General features: G+C 64.4%; 1 protein-coding gene and 1 pseudogene. Both read right to left on the bottom strand.

Going from position 1 to position 1,462, the window contains the following annotated elements; genetic code table 11:
* Positions 1-687, bottom strand: a pseudogene (locus tag AB0E19_RS38675) (hypothetical protein); the annotation flags it as partial.
* A 66-nt stretch (positions 688-753) separates the two neighbouring features.
* Entirely contained in the window at positions 754-1,362 is a 609-nt protein-coding gene (locus tag AB0E19_RS38670; protein WP_049419283.1) for a hypothetical protein, read from the bottom strand.
* Positions 1,363-1,462 lie beyond the last annotated feature (100 nt).

Below are 1,462 nucleotides of genomic sequence, written 5' to 3'. Positions count from 1 at the left end.
GTCCTGATGCCCGGCCGGATTGGCCTTGAGGGCTTCCGGTTTCACCGGGGCCCGGGTCGACGTCGCCTTGGGGGCCGGTGCCGGGGCTTGAGCTGACTTGCTCGGTTCGGGGTTCGGAACAGACGGGGCCACCAGCTCGGCCGGCACTGGAGCGGCAGGCGTTGCGTCCACGGCTTCACTGACGGCAGGCGCAGGAGCGCTGACCGGCTCTTTGATGACAGGCGCGGGGCCTGCTTCTGGTTCTGCTGTCGGCTCGGGAACCACCTCCTCAACAACCGGCTCGGGCGCTTCGGGAGCGGAATCGGTTTGAACGGGCTCGGGCTCAACCACCCGCGGCTCGGGCTGGGCAGTCGCTTCTTGCTCGGCCAACGCCTGGGCGCGCTCGACTTCCAGGCGCGCGTTCTCTGCGGCTTCGGCTTCCTTGCGCGCCTTGGCCTCTTCCGCACGCCGGGCCAACGCTTCTTGCGCCTCTCGCCCCTTCTCAGCGGCGACCGAGGCCGCTTGCTTGGTTTTGTCTGCCAAGGCTTTGCCAAAACTTGCAGCCAGCCGGCCTGCGGTTTTCAAGTTTTCTTTTGTCGCATCGCTGACGAGCTTCTCCGCGTCCGTGGGGGCGGTGGTCTTGGCTTGTGCTGCTTTGGCGAGCAGCTCGCGCTGCTTGCGTTGTTTGATGAGTTCTTCGGGTGTCATGGTTCCTCCCAGGCGCTTGAAAAAGATTTGAGCCAGGGGGCTTTCGCCCCCCAGCTCTCGGTTGGCTTAGCGAACGTCGGGGATCGGCGAAACCGTGATGGCGTAATCGCCCCGGCCGCACTGGTCATCGACCGTGGCGTTCTGAAGCGCACCGCGCTTTGCCAGCTCAACGACCGGCACCTGGCACACGGCGGCATCGGCACCACTGAAGCCAACCGTCAGCTTTTCTTTGCTCGCCTTGAGCAACGCGGCCAGCTTGTCCAGCGTGGCGCCGGTCTTGGCACTCACCGGCTGCATGTCAGCGGCCGGGTAACGGATGACCAGCTTGTCCAGGGCTTCGGCCTGGCCGTCCTTGGTTTCGACGGTCTTGGTATGCACCTGAGCATCCAGGCCAGCTGCCTTGGCTTCGGCTTCCAGTTCGCGGAACTCCTTGAGCTGGGCTTGATAGGACGCAATGCCTCCGACAATCGCCCCAGCAGCGCACACCGTCAGGGCCTTGTCTTTCTTGCCGGTCAGCAGGGCGATGCCTGCACCGGCAGCGCAGCCAATCCCGCCGGCCTTGAACAGGCGCAGCTTGTTGGTCTTTTGGGGTTCGGGCCGGGTGCTGTCCTGGGCAAACGAAAGCCCCGGAGCCAGCAACGCGGCGATGGTGAGAGTGAGGATGAAACGCTTCATGGGTATGCCTCCTTATGAGGTAGTGGGGAAAGGGTTAGAGTTTTGGAGGCAGGAACGCCGAGGTAGCAGCAGAAGCTCGACTGGGTTCGGCAGCCTCCCC

This window comes from Streptomyces sp. NPDC047974 (assembly GCF_040653375.1).
GTDB lineage: Bacteria > Actinomycetota > Actinomycetes > Streptomycetales > Streptomycetaceae > Streptomyces.
The sequence above is the reverse complement of the archived record's forward strand: the minus strand, read 5'-3'. Positions and strand labels throughout refer to the sequence as shown.

Excerpts from the sequence above, each read along its gene's own strand:
- AB0E19_RS38670 (WP_049419283.1), bottom strand. The coding sequence starts at position 1,362 with ATGAAGCGTTTCATCCTCACTCTCACCATCGCCGCGTTGCTGGCTCCG.